The sequence below is a fragment of the Bacillus sp. MN7755 genome (assembly GCF_054771475.1).
This window is the reverse complement of sequence record NZ_BTRL01000008.1, coordinates 189048-213633: the sequence shown is the minus strand read 5'-3', so window position 1 is coordinate 213633 and position 24586 is coordinate 189048. Positions and strand designations below refer to the sequence as shown.

Here is a 24586-nt window from a genome sequence, read left to right as displayed (position 1 = left end):
TAAAATTATCTTTTTTATCATTCCAAACAAAAGTTAATTATAACACGATTCTTTCTTTATTTGTCCAACTGCCTAAAATTCACTATAATAAAATGAGGTTACATCATTATAAGTATGAAAACACTTAAGTCTAAGCTCGTTTTCAGCTATACTTTAGTATGTACAGTACATAAAAAGATTAGAAATTTATTTGGAGGTGCTAACTATGGCAAAAGACAGTTCTTTTGACATCGTTTCGAAAGTAGAATTACCTGAAGTAACAAACGCAATTAACATCGCATTAAAAGAAATCCAAAACCGATATGACTTTAAAGGAAGTAAAAGTGATATTAAATTAGAAAAAGAAGTACTTGTTTTAACTTCTGATGACGAGTTCAAATTAGACCAAGTAAAAGACGTTCTAATTTCTAAACTTGTAAAGCGTAACGTTCCAATTAAGAACTTAGATTACGGAAAAGTTGAGGCTGCTACTGGTAACACAGTTCGCCAACGCGCAACACTTCAACAAGGTATCGATAAAGATAATGCAAAAAAAATTAACAACATCATTAAAGAAATGAAATTAAAAGTAAAAACACAAGTACAAGATGATCAAGTACGTGTAACAGCGAAAAGCCGTGATGACTTACAAGCAGTTATCGCAGCAGTTCGCAGCGCTGATTTACCGATTGACGTACAATTTATTAACTACCGCTAAAAAGAAAAACTCCTCTAATTAGAGGAGTTTTTCTTTTTGTCATGTAGGAACAATATGACAAGGACAAGAGGGTATTTGCGGTGAAAATTGCTGAGCGAACAGAGTCTATTCATACGAATATCTTACAGGTGACCGCGTAGTTAGACTAGGTCTCATTGTAGAATTTTTTTATACATGGAATTGAGCATGCCCTTTTAAAAATAAGGAAAAGACTTCTTAGGACGTTTCCCTTCAACTTGAATCACTTTCCTTATCAATTGAATCCCAAACCAAAGTCACCACAACTACCTCCATAAACCAAAATCTCTCTCCCTAATCAAGCGTAACAATTTATGAGTATAAGAATATTTTCCACCCTTCAATGTAATGTAAAATTAATAAGGGATCTTATTTTGTGAAAAAAAGTTAATTATAAAAGAGTTAGAAGTGGTTATTTGAAGAAATTAATATTATGTTTTTTATTGGCTATATTCTCTCTAAATATTAAAGGATGTTCTAATAATATGACTACACTAAAGGATAAATCTAATTGCATTCACAAAGCTTGGTACAAAAAACCTATGTTATGTAATAATTTAAAGAAACACTAAATAGTTGATGATAAAGGTCATAAAAAAGACACTTTAAGTTGCCTTCCTCTTACTTGAACCATCTTAATTTTAATATGGAAGGAAAAGAAGTATAAAGTGTTAATAAGGATGCAGATTTCAAAATAGAAAGTACGTTAAGTAAACTTTCATTCGAAAATTCATATTAAGTAATAATATTTTAGCATCAAGTTTATAAAAAATATTAAGAGGTTTATAAGTGTAAAACCTACAGGAACTTTTCCTGTGGGTTTTATTGTACTATAAGTATTTATTTAGCAATTATGTTTTTCGAAATATTCTTCTTTAATTATTTGTAATTTTTTTTCGTTTTTTGTTAATTCAAATATAAATAACGCTTTTTTCATGTTATTAGCAACTTTTTCTTTATTAGATTGTTTAAGCTTTAATAAATTCGAACCTTTTTCATAGTATAGTTCACCCAATAAGTATAAAGTATTTAGATTAATAGCTAATTTGATACCCTTATCAATGTATTTTTTTGCTTCTTCGTATTGATATGTGTAACTTAAACATTTTGCTAAATTATAAATGATTTTTAATTTAATTTCTTTATCTCTAGGAAAATCTAGCTTATTAAAATTATTTAAACATCTTTTTAATATATTAATACTCTCTTTATATTCTTTATTTTCTGCATGAAATATAGCCATTGTCTGCATAATATCTATTTCTCTCTCTGTTAAAAAATCAATATTCGTTACAGTTATTTTTAATGCGTTATTTAAAAGAGTTAAAGCCGTTTTTACTGAGTTATTCACACGATATATAGCAATTGCTTCATGCCATATTAGAAATTGTTTATCCTCTTTTATTCGAAAATTATTTAAGTTTTTTTCTTTTGTTACTATTTCATAAAGCTCTTTATATTGATGTTGTCTTATGCAATCCTTCATTACACATTTTACATTTTCTATATATTTAAATTTTTTGTTTTGAGTTAGTGCAAATATATTATTTGGATCAATACCAAGTCTTTCTGATAATTGATATAACAATATGCTAGATGGATAAATCACACCTTTTTCGATCTTGCTAATTTGACTTTGTGAACATATTCCATGACATAATTCGGATTGTGATATATTTTTTTTAATTCTAAGTTCTTTAATGGTAATACCCAAATCGTAAAATTCCATTTTTCCTCCTACTATTTAGTACTGTATTAGTATAAGAGTATTCTCTAAATTTTAATGTAATGTAAAATTAATATAGTTGCAATGATTGTTTATTTCAAAGGTCTTTTCCTCCCACTATAAGAAGACTCTCCCTTCTCTTTTCCTATCGTTGTTGACAAAAAAACTGGCTAGGAAGAAGACTTTCTCCCTAACCTGGAAAACTTCTCTCATTAGAGAAGTTTTTAGATTTATTAAGAGCAACACCATATCGCTTTATCAAATGATTTTTCAGAAATGTATACTTTATCATTTTCGATTTTGTATTTAATATTATTTCTCTTTAGAATTGCTGTGTCAACAGAATGAACACTATCGCCCCACCGAACAAATTCCCCATCGTCACCGTTGTCCCAGAAATACAGAATTACGAATACGATAAGAAGACTCAAACATATAGCGAACAACTTCTTTCCCCTCAAACATCTCACCTCATCACGCACTTTTAATTGCACACAAAAGAGAATGTTCCCTTATTTCCGCCTCTTTTTAACCGCAATTAAAAAAGCAATAAACAATACGTTCACACCGACAATTAAAGAGATAAATAACCAATTCACACCTGTTTCTCCATTAACTTTATACACATTTGATTCTTCGCGCTTTAGAACGAGATAAAACTTTCCTTTTTCTTCTCTTATAATTTCATCTTCTAACAATCCTTTTAACTCTTGTTTTTCACCAATCACACTTACAGGTAAAGCAACTTTTTGTGTTTCTTTCGTATTATTAATCGCTACTAATGTCACTTCATCTTTATACTTCCGTTTCAGTATACTCATTCCATCTCTATCATATAAAAGTTCAAACGTACCACGCCTTAGAGATGGTCTCGTTTGTCTAAGTTCACCAAGTTTCGTTATGTGCTGCATAAATTTTTCATCTGATTTGAAATCCATTAATCGTCTATTATCTGGAGTATCCCCTCCATCTAATGCGATTTCAGTTCCGTAATAAAAATTCGGAATACCTGGTGATGTTAATACATATGTAAGAGCTAGTTTCAAACGAGATGGCGGATAATTCATATTTTCTTTTGCAATACGGGCAAATCTTTTTGTATCTTGATTATCTAAAAATGTAACAGATTCCCCTTCTTTTTTACTCACATCATATAAGGGTTTCACTGATACATCCGCTTTGGAAAACGATTCTACTATTTTTTCGTTATATTCACTATCTTCTTTTGTTATAACACGAAACTCTTTCTTTATCACTCGCATATCTTTTTGCACGTCATCCCAGAAAGCAGGTGACTTTTTTTCACTATGCATTACATAACTTGCATCTAAATCGGCTTCTTTGATCCACCATTTCATCGAGTCGATTACTTGTTGTTCGTTTTCTCTAAGCGGAAATTGAAATATAACTTTCATTCCCCTTGCATGAGCTTCTTTTACAAGTTCTTTCACATCATTTTCTGTTCCGAAATGTTCATTTACCTTTTGAAAATTGCGCACGTCTAACCCATCGTACTTTCCACTTTCAAAAAGGGGTGAAAGCATAACAGTGGTAAATCCCATTTCTTTTATGTAATCTAGTCTCTTGATAATCCCTCTTATATCTCCACCCTGATATCCTTCTAAATTTCCAACTTCTAACTGTTTGTCATTTTTAGGTTCTCCATTATTAAAGCGATCAATCATAATGGAATATATAACTTCGTCTCTCCACTCTCTTTTTTCGTCTGCAAACGTATGTATTGGTACAAATAAGACGACAGCTAAACAAACACAAATGAATAGTTTCCTAGTCCGTATTTTTCCCACACGCATCCCCCATGTTTTTTAATTGTAAGAATATTATACCAATTATCCGAACAAATCGCATATGTTGATTTCTTTCTCCTCAAAATAATTCATGTTAGATTTTCTAACATGAATTATAAAATTTTCTGAATTTTTAGTTGATTTTTATATTTATTTCGAATATGATATGAAACATAACAAATTGATGTTATTTTTTCTAACATTATAGGAGGAGAGAGAATGAATACGGGAGATACGGTTTTTATGTTTGTAGCGACAGTAATGGTCATGTTAATGACACCAGGATTGGCACTTTTTTACGGGGGCATGGTTCGCAGTAAAAATGTACTCAGTACAACAATGCATAGTTATAGTGCAATGGCTATCGTTTCAATTCAGTGGATTGTAATTGGTTATTCTTTATCATTCGGACCAGATTGGCACGGACTTATCGGTACACTCGATTGGTTCGCTTTAAACGGAGTTACCTACGCACCAAATCCAGACTACTCATCTACTATTCCTCACAATTTATTTATGATGTTTCAACTCATGTTCGCCATTTTAACTCCAGCTTTAATTTCAGGTGCATTCGCCGAGAGAATGCGATTTTCAGCTTTCCTTATTTTCATCCTTCTATGGACAACGATCGTTTACAATCCTGTTGCTCATTGGGTATGGGGTGTTGGCGGATGGCTAAGAGAACTTGGCGCGTTAGACTTCGCTGGTGGTAACGTCGTTCATATCACATCTGGTGTGGCCGGTCTTGTATTAGCTATTTTCCTCGGAAAACGAAAAAATATAAACGGTCCATCTCCTCATCATTTACCATTTACGATGCTTGGTGCTGGCTTACTATGGTTCGGTTGGTTCGGCTTTAACGTCGGAAGCGCATTATCTTTAAACGACGTAGCTTTAACTGCATTTATTAATACAAATATAGCCGCCGCTGCCTCAGCATTAACTTGGATGCTTTCAGAATGGTTCTTCCAATCAAAACCAACTGCGATGGGAGCTGCTTGCGGAGTTGTTTCCGGTCTAGTCGCAATTACACCAGCTTGCGGGTTCGTTACACCTTTCTCCGCCCTTCTTATCGGAGCAATCGGCGGTATATTATGCTTCGGAGCGGTCTTTTTCTTAAAAACAAAATTCGGATACGACGATACACTTGATGCTTTTGGATGCCATGGCATTGGAGGAACTTGGGGCGGTATTGCGACAGGACTATTCGCAACTACTACTGTAAACGGCGATGGTGCTAATGGATTATTTTACGGAAACGCTACTTTACTTTTTAAACAACTTGTAGCAATTGGAGCAACCTATGCATTTACAATCATAATGACGTACGCCATTATTAAAGCAATTAACTTCTTCCTCCCTGTTCGCGTCGATGAGCACGAGGAACATATGGGGCTTGATATTTCGATGCACGGCGAGAAGGCTTATGAGTATACAGAGCGAGTAAACTAAAAAAGAGATGCAATCTATTAGTAGTAGATTGCATCTCTTTTTACTAGACTTGTCGGCGGCATACCCTAGTTGGTATATTCGTGAATATATCAGCGATTATTTGGATATATCGACGATTTTTTAAATATATCAGCGATTCTTCCAATATATCGACGTTTCGACACAGGATATCGATTTACCAACAAATTCTGACATGACCTAAACGTAAAATACCCCCGAGTAACTTTACACACAAAAAAGACGACCGAAATCCGGTCGTCTTTCCCTATTTATTTCGGAGCATTTCCTACATATTGCGTAATATCAACATTTAACGCTTGCGCCAAACGCATACCGTACTCTTGATCTGCACGGAAGAAGTTACAAACAGCTAGTAATTTCGTGCGTTCATTTACGTCTTTTAAGTCATTTGTTAAGTTTGCAATTAAGTTTGCTTGCTCTTCTTTAGAGAATGAACGGTAACGCTCACCTGCTTGCTTGAAGTCATTTGGTTTGTCAATTTTTTCACGAGATACATAGCCTTCTACTTTCATAGTTGAATCGCGGTAAGTTGGGTCTTCAACTGGATTTTCAGTATGACGACTCGGTTCATAGTTGATTGTAGATGGGTTTTGATTCATTTGCATCGCACCATCACGTTGTTGGTTATGAACAGCTGCGTATGGGCAATTCACAGGAATTTGTAAGTAGTTTGCCCCAAGACGGTAACGCTGTGTATCTGGGTAAGAGAATAAACGACCTTGTAATAATTTATCTTCAGATGGTTCAATGCCATTTACAGTTGCGCTTGGAGAGAACGCAACTTGTTCTACTTCCGCAAAGAAGTTTTTCGGATTACGATTTAACGTCATTGTCCCTACTTCAATTAATGGGAAGCGATCTTCTGGCCATACTTTCGTTGGATCTAATGGATCGAAATCTAAAGAATCCGTTTCTTCTAGTTGCATCACTTGTACGTGTAAATCCCACTTCGGATAATTTCCTTTTTCAATTGCATCGAATAAATCGCGAGTTGCATGGTTGAAGTCTTTTCCTTGTACTTCTTGCACTTCTTTTGCGCTTAAATTACGCACATCTTGCTGCGGTTTCCAGTGGTATTTAATATAAACGATTTTGCCTTCTGCATTAATCCATTTGAATGAATGGACACCGAAACCTTCCATTTCACGATAACTTGCTGGTGTACCGTAATCAGAAAACACCCATGTCATCATATGTGTAGATTCTGGACTTAACGTCATGAAATCCCAGTAACGATCTGGCGTTTGAATATTTGTATCAGGTGCCGGTTTTAAAGAATGCACCATATCAGGGAATTTAATTGCATCACGAATGAAGAAGACCGGTAAATGGTTACCTACGATATCGTAATTTCCTTCTTCTGTATAAAATTTAACAGCGAACCCACGTGGGTCACGAGCTGTTTCCGGAGAACCTTGACCATGAATAACCGTTGAGAAACGAACGAATACAGGTGTTTCAGTTCCTTCATTTTGTAAAAATGCTGCCTTTGTATATTGCTTCATGCTATTTTTCGTTACGAATACACCGTGAGCACCTGCACCACGCGCATGCACAACGCGCTCTGGAATACGTTCACGATCAAAGTGAGCCAGTTTTTCTACCAAATGATAGTCTTCTAATAATACCGGTCCACGGCGACCAGCTGTGCGAGAATTTTGGTTATCTCCAACTGGAGCACCTTGGTTTGTTGTTAAGCGATTATTTGGATTCATCTAGGGGGGATCCTCCTCTTTATTTCATAGTAATTATTATTTATTTAAAATTATTATAAACTAATTATTATTCAAAACTAAATCTTTGTCAACTATTTCCTTCATTTTTTTGGAAACAATTTCAGCTAAGCATTCGATAAAAACAGATTGTGCATTCGGCATATTTGGTCTAAAATATTTGGCATTTAGTTCATCCGTTACAACTTTACATTCATAATCGTTGTCATATAAAACCTCTAAATGCTCTGCCACAAAGCCAACTGGACAATATATGAAAGATTCATATCCATGCTCTTTATATAAATCTTTTGTTAAATCTTGCACATCTGGTCCAATCCATGGATCTGGAGTATTTCCGGCACTTTGCCAACCAATTGTATAGTTTTGAATATTTGCAGCTGCTGCGATCAAATCCGCTGTATGCTGCAATTGCTCCACATAAGGATCACCTGCTGCAATAATTTTTTCTGGTAAACTATGTGCAGAAAAAATTACGACAGTCTTCTCTTTATCTACAATATTAGTAAACGTCTCTTTTATTTGATTTGCCCAATACAAAATAAATTTCGGTTCATCATACCATTGTTCAATTGGTTCAATAACAGGCCCACCGATTTCTTTTGAAAGACGAATAGCACGGTCATTATACGCTTTAATGCTAAAAGTAGAATAATGCGGCGCTAATACGATACTAATCGCCTGCCCAATTCCATCGCGCTTCATCTCTTCTACTGCATCTTCTATAAATGGAGCAACATGTTTTAAGCCTAAGTAACAAGTAAATTCATACTCTGTAAATATGTTATTCATTGCATCTGTTAATTTATGCGCTTGCTCTTTCGTAATTTTTGCAAGTGGTGAAATTCCGCCAATTGCTTTATAGCGACTAATTAAATCTTGGAGTGCTTCTTCAGATGGCTTACGCCCATGGCGAATATGTGTGTAATACGCTTCTACATCATCTAATGATTCTGGCGTCCCATACGCCATTACGAGTAAACCTATTTTTTTCTTTGTCATCTATATAGCACCTCAATTTTATAAATGAGAATCTTTTTCAAGAACATTCGTTTCCAATTATAACAACTAATAATAAGTACGTCAAAATAATTATTATAAATAAGTATTATTTCTAATATGATTTTAAATTTTATATGACAATTCATTTAATAAAAAGCGACTTACATAAATGTAAGTCGCTTTTCTCCTATTCTTTAATATTTACCCCGTATTCTTTAAACCAAACATGAATTTGCGCTAAATGAGCTAAAAGTTGCGGCCCAGTCATTAATTGACCAAACCAAGGCGTTTGAAATGCACTGCCGCTTGACTCAATTAATCCACTCAGCTGTTCCTTATCGAATAGTTCGTGTAAAATCGAGCCTTTATCTGTTAATAAATCTTGTAGCCATACTGTTACTGCTTTTGTGTAGTGTGGATTATGTGTTTTCGGATACGGGCTCTTCTTTCTATATAAGATGTCATTTGGAAGTAACCCTTCTAACGCTTTACGCAATAGACCTTTTTCGCGGTTTTTATACATTTTCATTTCCCAAGGAATATTCCATGCATATTCGACAAGTCGGTGATCCGCAAATGGAACGCGTACTTCTAAACTTGCACCCATACTCATACGGTCTTTTCTGTCTAATAATGTTGTCATAAACCATACCATATTTAAATAAAATAATTGTCTTCTTTTTGCTTCAATCGGGCTTTCTCCCTCTAAAATAGGAACTTCTTGAATGGATTCTTCATAGCGCTGTTGTACATATTGTTGTAAATTTAATTTATTTCTCCATTCTTTCTTTAGCAATTGTTCACGCGCTTCTGTAGAACGCATCCACGGAAATACACTCGATTGTAAATCATCTTCTCTATAAAACCACGGATATCCACCAAATATTTCGTCTGCACATTCCCCAGATAAACCGACGACAAAATCTTGTTTAATTTCGCGGCAAAACCATAATAATGACGAATCAATATCTGCCATACCAGGTAAATCACGAACGAGTACTGCTTCTGTTAAATACTGTGCTAATTGTTCATTTGAAATGACGCAGCGATGATGAATTGTTTGAAACGTTTCAGTCATCAAATTAATAAATGGTGCATCTGAATTTGGCTGAAACGTATTTGCTTTAAAGTATTTGTCATTATCTTCGTAATCAACCGAATACGTGTGTAATTGACCTTTTCCTGATCTTGCGTATTCTTTCGCAGCAATTGCTGTAATCGCGCTCGAGTCTACACCACCTGATAGAAAAGTGCACAGTGGTACATCAGAAACGAGCTGCCTTGTAATCGCATCTTGTAATAAAAAGCGTGTTTTTTCTACTGTTTCTTCAAAGGAGTCTTCATGCTTTTTACTTTCCACATTCCAATATCTCCATATACATAAACCGTTCTTTGAAAATGTCATCGCATGACCTGGACGTAATTCTTTTATACCAGCATAAATACCGTGACCAGGCGTTCTAGATGGTCCAAGACCGAATACTTCTGATAAACCTTCTAACGTTACTTCTGCCTTTACATCTGGATGTGCTAATATCGCTTTTAACTCTGAACCAAATAGTAATCGTCCACTATCGTATTTATAAAATAGCGGTTTTACACCTAATCGATCTCGTGCAATAAATACTTGTTCTTTCTGTTCATCCCATACCGCAAACGCATATATACCGTTTAAATGATCGACACATTCTTCTTTCCATTCAATATACGATGCTAATAGTACTTCCGTATCAGAATGACCTTTGAACGTATATCCTCTTCTTAAGAGTTCCTTTCGAATATCTTCCGTGTTATACAGTTCGCCGTTATAACAAATTGCATAATTCGTTTCGTCTTTTAAACAAGTCATCGGCTGTTTACCACCCTCAGGATCAACAACGATTAACCGTTTATGCCCAAATGCGACATTGCCTTTAATCCAAACTTTATTATCATCTGGGCCACGCTTCGCTAACGTCTCAGCCATCTTCGTAACGACGTCCCGTTCTCCTTCTAATGAGCGTTTATAATCCACCCATCCTGTAATCCCGCACATATAAATCATCCTTCCATCTTATTTCTTTTCTTGAACGTGCAGTAATCCCCACCCTAAGAGGTGCGGATCAAAAAATGAAAAACTTGACGATAACCTACTATCCACATATGGAATAGCATTTTCACTCAGTAAAACGTGTTTTATTGTATGCCCACCTATATCCAGATGTGTCTAGTTATAAAGAATGCACGAACTGTCTATAACAGGAATAACTACTTTTCATAAAGGAGAAATCGTGTATGATACAACGTAAACATATTTTGTATAACCAGCCTCGTGCTCATACGGTCGGTAATGTAGAATACATAAACAATGAATGGGTATTCTTTGATGATGAAAATGAGGAAGCATTTTTATTAGAAGATATTGCCGAAGATGGATTTGAGATTTTATATAACAATAACTGGCTACCAGCTCGTTTCTATGAACAAGATATATTACAAATCGCCAACGAACAGCACCATTTGCAAAATGGTGAAATGATACGTATTCGTAAAAAATTACTTCTTAGCTATACAGAATGGCTTGAAGAATTACCTGACTCTGTCTTTGCCTTATTAACAGAGGCATTGCAATCACTTCACTACTCTTTATATGATTGCATGTATTGTCATAATTATTTATCTTTCTTACCGAAAGAGGAAGCACGTGCAGGAGTAAATATTCTATTGTTCGATAATGAAGAAATGATTTGTACACTGCAGCACCATTTCGTTCGTCACGCTACGTCAAATAAAAATATGTTTCGTTTTACGAAAGTAAACGGAGAAGAGTTGCATATTGATGCGACATAAAAATAAAAACCACCTTATCTCCCAAACATTTGAGATCATAAGGTGGTTTTATTTTTATTTGAATACGTACCAGCCAATCGGTAATTTTAGTCCTAAGTATAATACCGCTACTAGCGCGACAATAAATAAGCCCCAAACCGCCCCTGTTGGTTTGTTTTTGCTCATTTTTACAAGAACCATTTCCATTCCACCGATAACTAAAATACCAGCTAACATTTTTAAGCCATACCACATGTGCGTGCTACCTGTTGCTGTCTTCACAATACTCATGTACAACATGAAGCCTGTCACAATAATGATAATGTACATTAGGCGAAGCCCCATATGTACACCTTTCCCTTTTCTCCCTGCTGAATAAAGTGAATACGCCACAAAGAATAAAATTAAACCTAACGCCCATGCTGTAATATGCATATGTACCATCGTATCCCTTACCTCCTCTTTTCACACTTTTTCACTCTATATGATAACATGTTCATTTATTTTCAGGAAATGTTTCGCTTTTTTACATTTAAATGATATAATATTTAGAGTATTTACAAACTTCTTGTAATAACAAAAGGGGGAACAATCATGATTCAAACTAAGGATATTATCGAACTTACAGACACATACGGAGCAAATAACTATCACCCACTTCCAATCGTTATTTCTAAAGCAGAAGGCGTTTGGGTAGAAGATCCTGAAGGAAACCGTTATATGGACTTATTAAGTGCATATTCTGCAGTAAACCAAGGTCATCGTCACCCAAAAATCATTAACGCTTTAATTGACCAAGCTAATCGTGTTACGTTAACTTCTCGTGCTTTCCATAGCGATCAATTAGGTCCTTGGTACGAAAAAGTTGCGAAACTAACTAATAAAGAAATGGTACTTCCAATGAATACAGGTGCAGAAGCTGTTGAAACTGCAATTAAAACAGCTCGCCGCTGGGCTTATGACGTGAAGAAAGTAGAAGCAAACCGTGCTGAAATCATCGTTTGTGAAGATAACTTCCACGGTCGTACGATGGGTGCTGTTTCTATGTCTTCAAACGAAGAGTACAAGCGTGGATTCGGCCCAATGCTTCCTGGCATTATCGTAATTCCTTACGGTGATTTAGAAGCATTAAAAGCTGCTATTACACCAAACACAGCTGCATTCATTTTAGAACCAATCCAAGGTGAAGCAGGAATTAATATCCCACCAGCTGGTTTCTTAAAAGAAGCTCTTGCAGTATGTAAAAAAGAAAACGTTTTATTCGTAGCAGATGAAATCCAAACAGGCTTAGGCCGTACTGGTAAAGTATTTGCTTGTGACTGGGACGGTATAACTCCTGATATGTACATACTTGGTAAAGCTCTTGGTGGCGGCGTATTCCCAATCTCTTGCGTAGCAGCAAACCGCGACATTTTAGGCGTATTTGAGCCAGGTTCTCACGGTTCTACATTCGGTGGTAACCCACTTGCATGTGCTGTTTCTATCGCAGCTCTTGAAGTGTTAGAAGAAGAAAAATTAACAGAGCGTTCTCTTCAATTAGGTGAAAAATTAGTTGGGCAATTAAAAGAAATTGATAACCCAATGATCACTGAAGTTCGCGGTAAAGGTTTATTCATCGGTATCGAATTAAACGAGCCAGCTCGTCCTTACTGTGAACAACTAAAAGCAGCTGGTCTTTTATGTAAAGAAACACACGAAAACGTAATTCGTATCGCACCACCTCTAGTAATCTCTGAAGAAGATTTAGAGTGGGCATTCCAAAAAATTAAAGCGGTATTATCGTAATAATAGAGAGGTTGTCCTACATGTTAGGACAACCTCTTTCTTTTTATATTGATTTATACTAAAATAAAATTGTAATTTTCTGTATTTACATTCTGTAAAGGAGGTACGATATATTGTTATTAAGATATGGCAAACATATTAACTATTTAGCTACGTCTTTTATTTTAGTTACATTCTTTGGCTTCCTACTTTCCACAACTTTGCTTAGTCACTACTTAACTTCTACTACATTCACACTACTGAAAGCATCATTTTGGACTGCTGTTATTCTTACTATTATTGGATTTGGCCGAGAAAAAAGCGCACTTACGGTTATACTATTGGGCATTTGCACGCTTGCATTTATTGGTCTTTACACTTTTTCCGTTATCGATTATCTCTATAACCCAAGACCATAAAAAAAGCTATCTTCGATAAGATAGCTCTTTTTTTCATTTCACTATATTTCGCAAAGTACCAATTCCTTCTACTGTAATGACCACTTCATCACCAGCATGCAAAAACTTCGGTGGTGTGAAACCTTTTCCGACACCAGCCGGCGTTCCTGTTGCGATAATATCTCCTGGTTCTAACGTCATTCCTTTACTTATCGTTGAAATAATTTCTTCTATTGAAAAAATCATTTTATTTGTATTTGAAGTTTGTCTTACTTCCCCATTTACTATCGTTTCAATGTGTAACGCATTCGGCTCACTAACCATTGATTTATGAATTAAATACGGTCCCATCGGACAAAATGTATCGAAACTTTTTCCAAGGAAAAATTGTTTATGCTTCCTTTGAATGTCGCGAGCAGTTATATCATTTATAATGGTATAACCAAAAACATGCTCAAGCGCTTTTTCTTTTTTTATTTGTTTCCCACGCTTACCAATGATGATAGCTAGTTCGCCTTCATAGTCTAGTTCATTTGTTGCGTGAGGATGACTATTAATTTTTTCATCCATTCCAATAACTGTCGTTGGCGCTTTCGTAAAGATCATTATATTTTCTGGAATTGACTCTACTCCGCCCATTTCTATCGCATGCTCACGATAATTTTTTCCAACGCAAAGAATATTCTTCCTTGGCCTTGGAATGGGTGCTAATATTTTCACCTCAGTTAACGGATAATACGCCGTTCCTTCATTTTCCTTCGCCCAATTTACAATATCACATATTTTTTCAAAACATTCGGTTCCTCTTTCAATACACTCTAACATTGTAATAGGAATTGTAACCTTTTCTCCCTTTTGCCTTTGCGCTTCCCTTAAGTGCAATACCTTTTCTCTCTCTTCATCTACAATACCTACAAATACCTTTTCTTCTTTTTTCGCCGTTACCAAACGCAATATTTCCACTCTCCATCCTAAAACTCATACCTTTTAATTGTATTCGCATCTGCAAGAAAAAAACCTTCTCATGCACGCTAATTTTCACAATATTCTTCTCATATTCTATTCGTTACTCCTTTATCATTTGGCATAAAATGTAGAAATTTTACTTTTTTTAGCGAAGACGTTTCTTTTTTATGGGATTTTTGTATAATATGTACTACATATATACTAAAAATTTCATTTAGAGATGGAGCCGATTTCAATGTTTGAGCAAGCGATTGAAAAAAAACGTGAAAAAATGATTTATTTTGCTGAACGCTATGGAATGACTTCTCAAAAAACAGTAGATTGTAGCCAAGAACTGGACAGGCTCTTAAATGCAATTTGGCATGTACATACGGATTTTAACACTAATCAAACACTCGATACACACACGCAATAACGTGTGTGTTTCTTTTATTTCAAAAAAATACACATTTTATTGAAAACGCCCATACAATAGTAGAAAAGAAAATTTTAAAAACGAAGGGTGTTTTGTATGCCAGCTATGGTCGGACATATTCGTATCGTCAATATTGGATCAAGTGGTATTTTTCATATTGGGGATGTATTTGCAATTAGGCCTATTAGTTATTCACGTGCTTTCGCCGGGGCCGGCTCTTTTAACGTTGGAGATAACGTTTCTGTCTACAATTATCAAAGCGCAACGACTGTTAATGATTCAGATATCGTTGATCAAGCGATAATTGGTTCAACTTAAAGGAGGCGATTGTGTTGAACTTTTATGTAAACCAAAGCATTATCATCAATAGCATTAAAATCGATAGTATTACAACCTCTTCTGTATTCCAAATTGGTACTGCTGGAAGTATTAAAGCTCTATCTAAATTCTCAAATACTGGCGGATTTACAGAGCCTCTTCGCCCATTACAGTCGAAAGGACAAATTATTTCTATCAAACCATCAACTAGTTCTTCTTAAGACATCCTTGTCATAAATATATAGCAGGAATATATTTACCCTCCCTATTGAAAAGGAGGTTTCACAAATGAATCAAGATATATATACTTACTTACACCAACTTCAGCAAGCTCTTCAAACACAACAAGCAGCCATCCTGAATTTAGAAGATCAAGTGCGCCTATTACAAGAAGAGCTTAATGAACTAAAAAATCGCCCCTCCTCTTCTGTAGGAAAAGTGGAATACAAATTCGATCAATTAAAAGTAGAAAATTTAAATGGTACTTTAAATATTGGTTTAAACCCGTTTTCAGCAAAAGGACAGCAAATTGAGGATTTTCAAGTTGATACAGAAACTTTGAAGGTCAATCCTGAAACTGACACAAATCCAGACTTTTACCAAGGAATTCTTCAAGAAATGCATCGTTACTTAGATGAAGAAGCATATAATCGAATTCTCCATTTTGAACAAGAAGAGAGAACGCCGCTCGATGAAATGTATCGACAAATGATGGTTGATGACATAAAAAAACAGATGGAGCATAGACTTCCTTATTATTTATCACAAGCGCAATCATATGAAGGAATTTCAACAGATCCAGATTATTTACGAGATATCATTATTCAGGCAATGAAACAAGATATCGATAAAGCCTTCCTCTCCTTTATTCAACACATACCGGGCAATTTCCGAAAGGAGTAAGTATGTATGAATGTTAATGTTGTAAATCGCGAGTTAAAAGTCGGACAGATTAAAATGAATGGTGTATCGTCGTCCGCACTCTTTTTAATTGGAGATGCCAATCTTCTCATTCTATCTTCTATTCTCGATACACCATTTGAAACTGTTACAGAGGGGCCATTTGTACCATTAGTAACAGATGTCCCTCCTACTCCAGGTTAAGGAGACTGAGAAATTATGTTGCATCATGTGTCTGTTGTCCAAAATGTTTCTATTATTTCTTTAGGGATTACTGCCGTGTTTCAAGTGGGAGACGCAAATCAAATGGAATTAAAAAGTAGGGCTCTTGCCGTCCACAGGGAATTTCCTTGCTATATAAAAGACGAAGGTCGCTTAGATGCATTTGAAATTTTTACAGATGAACACATCACAATCCCAAAACGTTCGACAGATGTAAAACTAAACATTGTAAATGAATGTCCCTTTATTGAAGTGAAGGATGTTGAATTACGAACACTTTTAAATTCCGGTTGCTTTCAAATCGGAAATGTTGATTATGCTTTCAATAACTCTCGTATTATGCAAATCCGCCAATATATTACGGATGAACCCTCCGCTCAATAATTCATATAGTAATTAAAAAGCTGAGTAAAGTAGGTGGATGGTATGCCTTCTGTTGTTGGAAATCTCGTCGTTCAAAACAGTAATGGCTCTTTCAATTTAGGAGATTTTTATAACGTGTCTCCGAAAGAAAACACGAAAGCGTATAATGGATCTGGAGCTTCTAACGTTGGATTTGTCGTAAATACGTTTAGTGGTGTTAGTGCAACAAATACGTTCGATTCTGATGTGGCCGATCAAGATCAGATTGGAACAGCATAAAAAAAGTAGGAGATATCTCCTACTTTTTTCTTCTTTCTACACGAAATTACAATTTTATTTAAATGATAATCCTTTTTCCTCTAGAACCGCTCTCAATTTAGGTAAAGATGCGGGTCCCATACCATGTAGTTTTAAAATTTCTTTCTCGCTATACTTTGAGAGTTCTTCTACAGTATAAATTCCGTGATGCTCTAGCGCCCTTCTTGCTGGCGCTGAAAGAAGAGAAAGAAAACCTTCTTTTGGCATTTTCTCTTTCTCACAGGTTGGGCAAGTTGGACAATCGCTACTTTTATAGTACTCATGTCCCTTTTCACAAGTTCTTAACGTTTTTTCCGTTGCCATTTGCAAGTCCCTCTATTCTTCAACTTTTATAACGTGATTGCCATCAAAGAAGTATAAACATTTCTCTTTCACAGGATGTTGTAAGCTTTTCTCGAGTGCTTTTGCATATAGCGAAAGCTGCACTTTATATCGCTCTTCTAAAATTGGTTTCGCTTGATCGAATCCACCTGGGAACTTCCCTTCAATCGTATCCGTTTTAAAGTCGATTAACGTGATGCCATCTTCCTCTTCAATCATACAGTCGATAACACCTTGGACAAGAATCGTTTCGTCGCTCTTCCCTTGCCAATCTTGATATGCTTCTTCTGCTGCAAGCATCATCGTAAAGGGTACTTCACGCTCAACACTTTTTGCTGCTAATACCCTTTTACCTAGGTCACTGTCAAAGAATGAAATGACTTTTTCAATCGTAATTTCTTCCGCCTGCTCAAATGTTAATAATTCCTTATTCACCATTCCAGCAATTTGCTCTTGAAGAACTTCAATCGTAATCGGCTTCTTCAAATCAACATGTTGCATAACAGCATGGACTGCTGTTCCGCGCTCTGCGTACGTTAGCCCTTTCTTCTCCATAAAGCGTGGACGTGTTTTAATTGGCGCACGTAGTTTTTTAATAAAGGCGTTATCGCTACCTTCTTCAGATTGATAATTTCTCTTTATTTCTGTAACAGATTGCTTCGCACGATGAGATGTCGCTTCCTCATATCCGTACTTCCACATTAATCTATCGTACACTTCTTCTTTCCGTTCACTTTCTAACGGAACAGCCTTTTTCTCACGAAGTGCTTCTAACAACTCTTGCTTCTCTTCTTGAACTGGCTCTGGTGCAAGTAACGTGTTACCGTCTACAACTTCTACTTTCCAGCTAGTGTCATACCCATAAACTTCATTTGGAATGCTTCCTTGTCCTAATTCAAGAAGCATTTCACTATCACGATGTCTATATAATGAAGGTGCAATCCAGTCTAAATAACAAGATGCTCCGGCACGTATATGATCTGGTAATAACCATTCACTATGCTCCCTCGCATCAAGCCATTTCTCCATTTCCTTAGTTGCATCTTTCACTGTTCCGATTAAAATTAACTTCTCTTTTGCACGCGTTAATGCTACGTATAATACGCGCATTTCTTCCGCGATTAATTCCATTTTCATTTTACGCTTAATTGCTAGTTGCGATAATGTCGTATATTTAATTCGTTTACGGGGATCAATGAACTGCGAACCGAAACCGAAGTCTTTATGCAGTAAGAAACGTTTCATTAAATCTTGTGTATTAAAACGACGACCAAGTCCAGCTACAAATACGACTGGGAACTCAAGTCCTTTACTTTTATGAATCGTCATAATGCGAACGACGTCTTCTTGTTCACCTAAAGCTCTCGCTGTACCCATATCATCACCGCGTTCTAAAATACGCTCAATAAAGCGTAAGAAGCGGAATAACCCTCTAAATGATGTTGCTTCATACTGTCTCGCGCGGTCATATAGTACACGCAGGTTTGCTTGCCTTTGCTTTCCAGCTGGTAAACCGCCAACGAAATCGTAATAACCTGTCTCACCGTACACTTTCCAAATCAAATCAGAAAGTGACTGTTGGCGCGCGAATTCACGCCATCCTTGCAGTAAGTTATAGAACCACTCTAATTTATCATGTAGTTCTTGCTCTTCTTCAAGTGGTGCCCCTTTTAAGAATGAGCTCATTACTTCATAAAACGAACCTTTCTTTCCGTGAGCACGAAGCGTCGCAAGTTCTTCATCATTTAATCCAACGATCGGTGAACGAAGCACTGCTGCAAGCGGAATATCTTGCATCGGATTATCGATAACGCGGAAGACGTTCATCATAATATTTACTTCTGTCGCTTCAAAGTAACCAGTCGCAAGATCAGCGTATACTGGAATTCCTTGCAGTTTTAATTCCTCCATAATTTGCGGCGCCCACGGCATGGAGCGAAGTAAAATAACGAAGTCGCGGTATTGTACAGGGCGCATACTATCCGTTTTACGATCATACACTTCATAACCTGAATCGACCATCGCTTTAATGCGCTGCGCCATAAGACGAGCTTCAAGCTGTGCCTTTTCTACTTCCGCACCTTCTTCACCGTCTAGTACTTCTTCTTCGGTTTGCTGAATACATAATAGCTCAGCCGCTACATCTTCACCTTCTGGGTAGCTAGCACCTAGCTTTAATTCAGCGTCAGCATCGTAATCGATTTCCCCAACTTCTTCGCCCATAATTTGTTTGAAGATGAAGTTCGTGCCTGCTAGCACTTCATGACGACTACGGAAGTTTTTCGCTAAATCAATTTTCATTCCGCCGTCCAATCCTTCTTGCGTGAAACGTTTATATTTTCCTAAGAATAGTCCTGGTTCTGCTAATCGGAAACGATAAATCGACTGCTTCACGTCACCTACCATGAACAAGTTTCCTTCACTCTCTGAATCTTTCGTTACGAATTTAATAATCGATTCTTGTACGAAGTTCGTATCTTGATATTCATCGACTAATACTTCAGCAAATTTATTACGATATTGAAGCGCTACTGCTGATGGCTTCATTTCACCATCTTCACTTTGTTCACTTAAAATTTGTAAACAGAAATGCTCTAAATCTGTGAAATCGACCATGCCTTTATCTCGCTTCATCGCTTGGAAACGCTCTGTAAATACTTTTACAAGCTGTACGAGTTTTTCTAATACAGGATGCATATCTTGAAAATCTCGTAAGAAACTTTCAGGTCTGCGGCTAAATAGCTCTTCTTGCAATTTCTTCACTTCATCTTTCGCTTTATTACGAAGAGAGTCTACTTGTTTTACAACATCCTCGTTGTAATCACTTTTCTTAATACGTTTTAACGTTTGCCACGATACACTTTGCATCGCTTCATACACACTTGTCCATGACTCACGAGCAGCTGATGATAACGTTCCAAGTAAAGCTAAGTCTGTTTGCAGGGTTTCAACGCGAGGTGCTGGACCGTCAGGAAGCATTGCAAGTTCAGTCGCTTTACGAATATGCGCTTCCGCCGTTTCAATCTGGAATTTCACATCTTCTAATAAATACGAAGCATATACTAAATCTTCAATTGTCTTTCCTTCCACATCGTATGCCTCTACTAATTTATCAAGCCATTTTTCCGGATTTGGATGTGCCCTTGATTCTGTATGAAGCGCTAAAATCATACGCTGTAAATCATCGTCACTACGGTCACTCGTATAACGATCAACGAGTTCAAAGAATATCGCATTATCTTCAATTCCATACTCTTCTTCTAATATGTCATCTAACACTTCTTCTTTTAATAATTCGTTTTCTGTTTGATTCGCAATGCGGAAACGAGGATCCACATCAAGCATGTAATAGTATCCTCTAATGACTTGTAAACAAAATGAATGGATCGTCGAAATAGAAGCTTTATTTAATAGGCTCAGCTGCTTTCTTACGTGCTGAGATCCTGGTTCATCAATTAATACTTTTTCTAATGCTTCTCCGATTCTATTTTTCATCTCTTGCGCCGCTGCATTTGTAAATGTTACAACGAGCAGGCGGTCGACATCGACTGGGTTTTCTTCGTTTATAATCTTTTTAATAATACGTTCAACTAATACTGCTGTTTTACCTGATCCGGCTGCTGCTGCGACTAAAATATCACGTCCGTTCGCTACAACGGCTTTCCACTGGTCATCTGTCCATTGACTTCCTTCTGGTTTTTTAGGCCAATTTTCTATCATTCTCCGCCAACCTCCTCTCTAATTTTCTCCATCGCTTCACTATCTTTCATATCTTTTAACGTACGGAATTGATTATCTTCAAGTGATTCATCGAACTGACAAACCGATTTGAAGTTACAGAACGTACACGCCGCTTTATTCCCCTTTTTGTAAGGAGCAATATCGATTACACCTTCTGTAATATCTTTTCCGATATTTTCAAACGTATGGTGTACGTATTTTTGGAGTACGTTAAACTCTTGTTCACTTGCAATGCTAGAACGCGCACTAAAGCTACCGTCTTTTTTCAAACCAGCAGAAATAATATCTGAGCTTCCTGTTGAAAGTTTGTTATCCATTAAACGAACAACGTCAGCATCTCCTAGTACGAGCCCTTTCATTTTGAATTTCTTTAAAATTTCCTTTTCAATTTCTGCTTCAGATGCGTCACCTTTCACCTCAACGATCGGGTTATGAATGTGGAAATACAATACACCAGCTGGTGATGCTGTGCCGCCTTTTTTCATCCACGTCTGTGCATTTGAAGTAACAACATCTAAATACGTTAACATTTGAAGAGCTAATCCGTAATACACTTCCGTTAAGTCTAACGCTTTTGAACTTGATTTATAGTCAATAATACGTAGGAATGTCCCGTTTTCGTCTTCTGCCTTATCAACACGGTCAATACGACCAACTACTTCCATCTTCACACCATTTGGTAATGAGAATTCCATCGGCGGAAGTGATCCTGTACCACCCATACCGAATGGCACTTCTAAATCAACTGGTACGAAACCGCTCGACTTCGCATGTTCACGCAGAATAATTGACGTACGGAAAATAATTTGTTGTAGTTTTTGTTTTAAATAGAAATGACGATTTGAACTTAATAAAATTTGTCTTTGTAATAACGGTGCAATTTCTTCTATTACTACAGCAGAAAGATGTTCACACTCTTTTATTGATAAATCCGCCCAAGTACGGTTCTCACGTAATAGCCTGTCTGCAATTCTCTTCAGCGCTGCATGGAATAATTCCCCGATATCCGGCGCATCCAATTTGAAAATATCACGCTCTCTTAATGATAAACCGTGCTGCGCGAAATGAGCGTACGCACAACGGTTAAATAGTTCCATACGAGAGACGCTTCCCTTAATTGTATCTCCGTATAAATCTCTACTTACAACTGTGCTTAATTTCTGCGCACGATTTCGGTAGAATAAACTTGATAGCACGCGGCTACTTTTTTGCTTCCATTCATCTGAAGTGACGTAGAAATTATATACATCCCACCAAAAGTCTAAATTCCCTTCAAATCCATATCGTTTCCACGTTTGAAGTTGCTGCATAACATATGACAACGTTACTTCTGGCGTTGCTACGTATGAAATTTGTTCCGAACGTGATAAATCATTTACGTCATTCGTAATAAACGATTCTTTCACATCAGGGAACATTCTTTTTATTTTCTTAATAAAGCTAGACGCAAGTAACGTCTTTCCTTCTTCGTCTGCGAGCGGACAGGAAATATATAATTTCTCAGTTGCTCTCGTTACCATTTGGTACATAACGAACTGTTCTTCTAATAAAGTTTGTCTCGTCGTTGGTGCTAATTCAATTCCTGCCGCACCAAGAACATCTCTTTCCTCATCAGAAAGCATACCTTCATCCATAGGTGCTGCTGGAATGACACCTTCATTTACCCCAATGACGAATGTTGCTTTCACATTTGATAACCTAGAACGATCAATGTTAGCAATTAACACTTGGTCTAATGACGGCGGAATGTTTGCGAATTGAAGCGCCTCAAGACCTGTCGACATAACGTCTGTGAACATAGAAAGTGACATTTTCTCTTCGCCAAGCATCTCAACAAACGTATCAAGAAGACTCATTACTTCTTCCCATACTTGCTCATGATCTGTCGCAAATAAGAAATCGCCGCTCTCTTCTGCACGAATACGTAATGCTTCTAGTTTTTTCGGAACATCCAGCTCTTCTAAAAATAAGTAAACAGCTTCACACATTTGCATAACTGTTCCCGCACGCTTCAGTCTTTTTTGCATACGAATAACAGGCGTTCTTACAACGTCGCGCAATCGATTTATTTTCTCTTCCATTTCACGTTCACTGTCTGTAATCATCCCATTCGTATCGTCAAGAGAACGATAGCGTCGGTACATCCACGGATCCTCAGAAGTCCATCTCTTCCCTTGTACACCGTACGCTAAACAGTAGTTTTCAAACTCATCCATCTCTTCGCGCATTGCTTCTTTTCTTACGTCTAATGGATATAAAAGCTCTGTTTTCACGCAGCGAAACACTGCATCATAACGCCAGTTCCCGCTAATAATCTCGAGTGCTGACCGAATGCATTCTACTAGCGGATGATGTGACATCGGTCGTTTTTCATCGATGAAGTGCGGGATATTATAATCTGTAAATAACGTTCGCATCACATCGTAATAACTTTCCCCGTTACGAAGAAGAACTGCAATATCACGGTAACGATAATCTTCGTCCGCCACAAGTCTACGAATTTCACGAGCAACACCTTCTACTTCAGCTCGTAAATTAGCTGCTGTACTAATCGTTACACTTGCTTCACCGTGAAACTTTTCATTTGGACGTGCTTCGTAATGCGTTTCTAAATGCGCTAATGCTTGCGAATGAAAACGCGGCTGTTCCATAAGCGGAATCGTTTTTTCAATTTCTATCTTCTCTTCACGTGCTACTTGTTTTATTTTTTCATACGTTAACGTCGTTTCATAAAATAGATCTAGTTCATTTACTGGCTGTGCTAACGTCTTTTCATCTATCGTTAACGTAATCGTAACTCTCGCTCCGCAAATCATAAGCTGTCTTACAATTTCTAGCTCTTGTGGTGAAAACGAATGAAATCCATCTATATAAATTTCAGCCTGATTTACATACTCAGACTGCGGAAGCTTTTCCACTAGTAATTGCAGGTAGTCTTCTGAATCTAAATACTTTCCAATTAAAGCACGTTCAAAATCATCATATAATAACTGTAAATCATACACTTTATTCGCTAATAGCTTTTGTTCTGCACTGCTACTATGTGCATCTAATTGTTGCCACATTTCATATACGTTAGATGGCGTCACATTATATCGTTTAAACTCCGCAATCATGCTGCCAAGATGTTCAAAAAAACCGTTTTGCTCCGCTGCTTTTTGGAACACCGATAATCCATCTTTACGAGACTCTACAATTTTACGAAGTAACATATGTACGCCCGCTTCATTAATGTGAAGACGACTCGCTCCACCAACTTCTTGCAATACCTTCCACGCTAACCGTGAAAAACTAAAAACTTGTGCCCGAATAGAACCTCTAACATCCTCACTACCAATTAACGCCTGCTGCGTTTGGAATGTCATCTGTTCTGGCACAAGATATAATATTGTTTTCCCTCTTGGACGCTGCTTTAACTCTTCTTGCACTTCGTGTAAACAAAGTGTACTTTTTCCACTTCCCGCTCTACCAATCACAAATCGAAGTGACATGTAACCCCACCTTTCACTTACATAACGAACGTTAGTTTGCTACTATAATTGTATTATAGGACACGAAAAAAGACAAACGGAGTAGTTTGTCTTTTTCTATACTT

The 24586-nt window shown here is 36.7% G+C and carries 23 protein-coding genes; 12 read left to right on the top strand and 11 right to left on the bottom strand.

Annotation, left to right across the window (positions count from 1 at the left end):
• Nucleotides 1-205: 205 nt before the first annotated feature.
• On the top strand, nucleotides 206-697 hold the full coding sequence (locus ACYVEC_RS08125; protein ID WP_001040146.1) for a YajQ family cyclic di-GMP-binding protein: 492 nt from the start codon (nucleotides 206-208) through the stop codon (nucleotides 695-697).
• Between the two features lie 862 nt (nucleotides 698-1559).
• On the opposite strand, the gene ACYVEC_RS08120 is transcribed toward ACYVEC_RS08125, so the two are convergent.
• From ACYVEC_RS08120 to ACYVEC_RS08110, 3 genes are all read right to left on the bottom strand, one after another.
• Nucleotides 1560-2444 (bottom strand): helix-turn-helix domain-containing protein, encoded by an 885-nt coding sequence (locus tag ACYVEC_RS08120; protein ID WP_063224627.1) that lies wholly within the window; start codon nucleotides 2442-2444, stop codon nucleotides 1560-1562.
• A gap of 230 nt (nucleotides 2445-2674) precedes the next feature.
• A complete protein-coding gene (locus ACYVEC_RS08115; protein WP_063224628.1) occupies nucleotides 2675-2902 on the bottom strand; it encodes a hypothetical protein in 228 nt (75 codons plus the stop codon).
• A 51-nt stretch (nucleotides 2903-2953) separates the two neighbouring features.
• Nucleotides 2954-4255, bottom strand: a complete 1302-nt coding sequence (locus ACYVEC_RS08110; RefSeq protein ID WP_063224629.1) for an alpha-amylase family glycosyl hydrolase — start codon at nucleotides 4253-4255, stop codon at nucleotides 2954-2956.
• Between the two features lie 213 nt (nucleotides 4256-4468).
• On the opposite strand from ACYVEC_RS08110, the gene ACYVEC_RS08105 reads away from it, so the two are divergent.
• Nucleotides 4469-5701: an ammonium transporter gene (locus ACYVEC_RS08105; RefSeq protein WP_063224630.1), complete on the top strand. Its 1233-nt coding sequence runs from the start codon at nucleotides 4469-4471 to the stop codon at nucleotides 5699-5701.
• Nucleotides 5702-5970: 269 nt separating this feature from the next.
• Here ACYVEC_RS08105 and katB read toward each other — a convergent pair whose 3' ends face one another.
• From katB to asnB, 3 genes are all read right to left on the bottom strand, one after another.
• Complete coding sequence (katB, locus tag ACYVEC_RS08100) at nucleotides 5971-7437, bottom strand: catalase KatB (RefSeq protein ID WP_063224631.1); 1467 nt, start codon at nucleotides 7435-7437, stop codon at nucleotides 5971-5973.
• Between the two features lie 60 nt (nucleotides 7438-7497).
• Nucleotides 7498-8457, bottom strand: a complete 960-nt coding sequence (gene hemH / locus ACYVEC_RS08095) for a ferrochelatase (protein WP_242250963.1) — start codon at nucleotides 8455-8457, stop codon at nucleotides 7498-7500.
• Nucleotides 8458-8644: 187 nt separating this feature from the next.
• Nucleotides 8645-10492 carry an asparagine synthase (glutamine-hydrolyzing) gene (gene asnB / locus ACYVEC_RS08090; RefSeq protein WP_460506112.1) on the bottom strand — a complete coding sequence of 616 codons (1848 nt, stop codon included), beginning with the start codon at nucleotides 10490-10492 and terminating at the stop codon, nucleotides 8645-8647.
• 239 nt (nucleotides 10493-10731) lie between these two features.
• Here asnB and ACYVEC_RS08085 point away from each other — a divergent pair, with 239 nt between their 5' ends.
• On the top strand, nucleotides 10732-11286 hold the full coding sequence (locus tag ACYVEC_RS08085) for a DUF2777 domain-containing protein (protein ID WP_098556345.1): 555 nt from the start codon (nucleotides 10732-10734) through the stop codon (nucleotides 11284-11286).
• Between the two features lie 54 nt (nucleotides 11287-11340).
• On the opposite strand, the gene ACYVEC_RS08080 is transcribed toward ACYVEC_RS08085, so the two are convergent.
• The gene (locus ACYVEC_RS08080) at nucleotides 11341-11709 is read right to left on the bottom strand and encodes a YisL family protein (protein WP_063224634.1); all 369 of its coding nucleotides are present in this window, start codon (nucleotides 11707-11709) and stop codon (nucleotides 11341-11343) included.
• Nucleotides 11710-11859: 150 nt separating this feature from the next.
• Here ACYVEC_RS08080 and rocD point away from each other — a divergent pair, with 150 nt between their 5' ends.
• Both rocD and ACYVEC_RS08070 read left to right on the top strand, forming a co-directional pair.
• Nucleotides 11860-13050 (top strand): ornithine aminotransferase, encoded by a 1191-nt coding sequence (gene rocD, locus ACYVEC_RS08075; RefSeq protein ID WP_063224635.1) that lies wholly within the window; start codon nucleotides 11860-11862, stop codon nucleotides 13048-13050.
• A 113-nt stretch (nucleotides 13051-13163) separates the two neighbouring features.
• A complete protein-coding gene (locus ACYVEC_RS08070) occupies nucleotides 13164-13448 on the top strand; it encodes a hypothetical protein (RefSeq protein WP_063224636.1) in 285 nt (94 codons plus the stop codon).
• Between the two features lie 33 nt (nucleotides 13449-13481).
• Here the strand turns inward: ACYVEC_RS08070 and ACYVEC_RS08065 are convergent, their stop codons facing one another.
• Complete coding sequence (locus ACYVEC_RS08065; RefSeq protein WP_063224637.1) at nucleotides 13482-14381, bottom strand: fumarylacetoacetate hydrolase family protein; 900 nt, start codon at nucleotides 14379-14381, stop codon at nucleotides 13482-13484.
• A gap of 247 nt (nucleotides 14382-14628) precedes the next feature.
• Here ACYVEC_RS08065 and ACYVEC_RS08060 point away from each other — a divergent pair, with 247 nt between their 5' ends.
• The 7 genes from ACYVEC_RS08060 (at nucleotide 14629) to gerPF (ending at nucleotide 16890) form a co-directional block, all read left to right on the top strand.
• Entirely contained in the window at nucleotides 14629-14808 is a 180-nt protein-coding gene (locus ACYVEC_RS08060) for an aspartyl-phosphate phosphatase Spo0E family protein (RefSeq protein WP_063224638.1), read from the top strand.
• Between the two features lie 96 nt (nucleotides 14809-14904).
• A complete protein-coding gene (gene gerPA, locus ACYVEC_RS08055; RefSeq protein WP_001111186.1) occupies nucleotides 14905-15126 on the top strand; it encodes a spore germination protein GerPA in 222 nt (73 codons plus the stop codon).
• A gap of 14 nt (nucleotides 15127-15140) precedes the next feature.
• The gene (gene gerPB / locus ACYVEC_RS08050) at nucleotides 15141-15347 is read left to right on the top strand and encodes a spore germination protein GerPB (protein WP_063224639.1); all 207 of its coding nucleotides are present in this window, start codon (nucleotides 15141-15143) and stop codon (nucleotides 15345-15347) included.
• Between the two features lie 67 nt (nucleotides 15348-15414).
• Nucleotides 15415-16029 (top strand): spore germination protein GerPC, encoded by a 615-nt coding sequence (gene gerPC / locus ACYVEC_RS08045; protein ID WP_063224640.1) that lies wholly within the window; start codon nucleotides 15415-15417, stop codon nucleotides 16027-16029.
• Between the two features lie 6 nt (nucleotides 16030-16035).
• Complete coding sequence (gene gerPD, locus ACYVEC_RS08040; RefSeq protein WP_001102342.1) at nucleotides 16036-16230, top strand: spore germination protein GerPD; 195 nt, start codon at nucleotides 16036-16038, stop codon at nucleotides 16228-16230.
• 15 nt (nucleotides 16231-16245) lie between these two features.
• Entirely contained in the window at nucleotides 16246-16632 is a 387-nt protein-coding gene (locus ACYVEC_RS08035) for a spore germination protein GerPE (RefSeq protein WP_063224641.1), read from the top strand.
• Between the two features lie 42 nt (nucleotides 16633-16674).
• Nucleotides 16675-16890, top strand: a complete 216-nt coding sequence (gerPF, locus tag ACYVEC_RS08030; RefSeq protein WP_001141570.1) for a spore germination protein GerPF — start codon at nucleotides 16675-16677, stop codon at nucleotides 16888-16890.
• A gap of 54 nt (nucleotides 16891-16944) precedes the next feature.
• Here the strand turns inward: gerPF and ACYVEC_RS08025 are convergent, their stop codons facing one another.
• Genes ACYVEC_RS08025 through addB form a run of 3 tightly spaced genes read right to left on the bottom strand, consistent with a single transcriptional unit; the run spans nucleotide 16945 to nucleotide 24482 of the window.
• Complete coding sequence (locus tag ACYVEC_RS08025; protein ID WP_063224642.1) at nucleotides 16945-17232, bottom strand: RNA polymerase alpha subunit C-terminal domain-containing protein; 288 nt, start codon at nucleotides 17230-17232, stop codon at nucleotides 16945-16947.
• 12 nt (nucleotides 17233-17244) lie between these two features.
• Nucleotides 17245-20970: a helicase-exonuclease AddAB subunit AddA gene (gene addA / locus ACYVEC_RS08020; RefSeq protein ID WP_199677687.1), complete on the bottom strand. Its 3726-nt coding sequence runs from the start codon at nucleotides 20968-20970 to the stop codon at nucleotides 17245-17247.
• Nucleotides 20967-24482 (bottom strand): helicase-exonuclease AddAB subunit AddB, encoded by a 3516-nt coding sequence (gene addB / locus ACYVEC_RS08015; protein WP_063224644.1) that lies wholly within the window; start codon nucleotides 24480-24482, stop codon nucleotides 20967-20969. The genes addA and addB overlap by 4 nt, the downstream gene beginning before the upstream one ends.
• Nucleotides 24483-24586: the final 104 nt, after the last annotated feature.